The sequence below is a fragment of the Amycolatopsis sp. NPDC028719 genome (assembly GCF_055565395.1).
In genome coordinates this window covers 1-1,895 of record NZ_JBVHUL010000029.1, presented here as the reverse complement: position 1 = coordinate 1,895, position 1,895 = coordinate 1, and the positions used below count along the sequence as shown (strand labels likewise).

Here is a 1,895-nt window from a genome sequence, read left to right as displayed (position 1 = left end):
ATTGGGTGGTTCTCGCTGTGACTGTCACCGACCCGGTGGACACCGACCAGGCACCGCTGAGCCTCGGACGGGCCGCGGCCCGCACCCTGGCCACGACGACCAAGTCGGTCCCGCAGATGCAGGGCATCTCCTCCCGCTGGCTGCTCAAACTGCTGCCCTGGGTCGAGGTCTCCGGCGGCGCCTACCGCGTCAACCGCCGCCTCTCCTACGCCGTCGGCGACGGCCGGGTCACCTTCACCACCACCGGCGCCGACGTCCGCGTCATCCCACCCGAACTCGGCGAACTCGCCCCGCTACGCGGCTACGACGACGAAGAAGTCCTCACCGAACTGGCCTCCCGCTTCGCCCAGCAGGAATACCAGCCCGGCGACGCACTGGTCGAGTTCGGCTCCCCAGCCGACCAGGTGTTCCTCATCGCCCACGGCAAGATCACCAAAGTCGGCACCGGCGCCTACGGCGACCAGACCGTCCTCGGCACGCTGGCCGACGGCGACTACTTCGGCGAAACCGCCCTGATCCGCGACGACGGCATCTGGGAGTTCACCGCCAAAGCCGTCACCACCTGCACCGTCCTGGCCCTGCCCCGGCACGTCTTCGACGACGTCCTGTCCCGCTCGGAGACCCTGCAAGCGCACCTGGACGCGTTCACCGCCGTCGGCTCCACCGCCCGCAACGACCACGGCGAAGCCGAAATCTCCCTCGCCTCCGGCCACGACGGCGAACCGATGCTGCCCGGCACGTTCGTCGACTACGACGCCCAACCCCGCGAATACGAACTGTCCGTCGCCCAGACCGTGCTGCGGGTGCATTCGCGGGTGGCGGATCTCTACAACCAGCCGATGAACCAGATCGAGCAGCAGCTACGGCTGACCGTGGAAGCGCTGCGGGAACGCCAGGAACACGAACTGATCAACAACACCGACTTCGGGTTGCTGCACAACGCCGACTTCGCCCAGCGCATCCCCACCCGCACCGGCCCCCCGACACCGGACGACCTCGACGAACTCCTCGCCCTGGTCTGGAAGGACCCCGGGTTCTTCCTGGCCCACCCCAAGACCATCGCCGCGTTCGGCCGCGAATGCACCAAGGCCGGGGTCTACCCGGACGCGGTGGACTTCGGCGGGCACCACGTCCCCGCGTGGCGCGGCGTCCCGATCCTGCCGTGCAACAAGATCCCGGTGACCGAGACCCGGACCAGCTCGATCCTGCTGATGCGCACCGGGGAACAGGCCCAGGGCGTGGTCGGGCTGCACCAGACCGGGTTGCCGGATGAGTACCAGCCGGGGCTGAACGTGCGGTTCATGGGCGTCTCCGAACAGGCGATCATCTCCTACCTCGTGTCGGCGTACTACTCCGCCGCGGTGCTGGTGCCGGACGCGCTGGCCGTGCTGGAAGCCGCCGAACTCGGCCGGGAGGCGTGATGCCGGAGCCTGCGACACCGCCCCGCAAGCCCGACGCGGAACCGCCGCGCCCCGGGCCCGGCCTGCCGCCGTCGGCCTTCGGGCCGACCGGGCTCGGCACCGCCGCGGCCCGCGTCGTGCCCCGGCCCCATGGTGCCGGAGCACCCGAACCCGATCGGCGCGTGAGCCCGTGACCGTCACCGAAGAACCGTCGGCGCCCCAGCTGTCCCTCGGCGTCACCGCCGCGCGGACGCTGACCACGACGACCAAGACCCTGCCGCAGATGCGCGGCATCACCACCCGCTGGCTGCTCTCCCAGCTGCCCTGGGTCGACGTCCCCGCCGGCAGCTACCGCGTCAACCGCCGCCTCACCTACACCATCGGCGACGGCAAACTCTCCTTCTACACCACCGGCGCCCGCGTCCACGTCATCCCCGCCGAACTCACCGAACTCGAACTCCTCCGCGGCTTCAACGACGAACAAGCGCTGAGTGC

Annotated in this window: 1 protein-coding gene and 1 pseudogene; both read left to right on the top strand. The window is 70.0% G+C overall.

Annotated features, from left to right (window positions below; genetic code table 11):
- Positions 1–17 precede the first annotated feature (17 nt).
- Positions 18–1,421 carry a family 2B encapsulin nanocompartment shell protein gene (locus tag ACZ4TR_RS49360; protein ID WP_465296161.1) on the top strand — a complete coding sequence of 468 codons (1,404 nt, stop codon included), beginning with the start codon at positions 18–20 and terminating at the stop codon, positions 1,419–1,421.
- A 169-nt stretch (positions 1,422–1,590) separates the two neighbouring features.
- A pseudogene (locus ACZ4TR_RS49355) lies at positions 1,591–1,895 on the top strand (Crp/Fnr family transcriptional regulator); the annotation flags it as partial.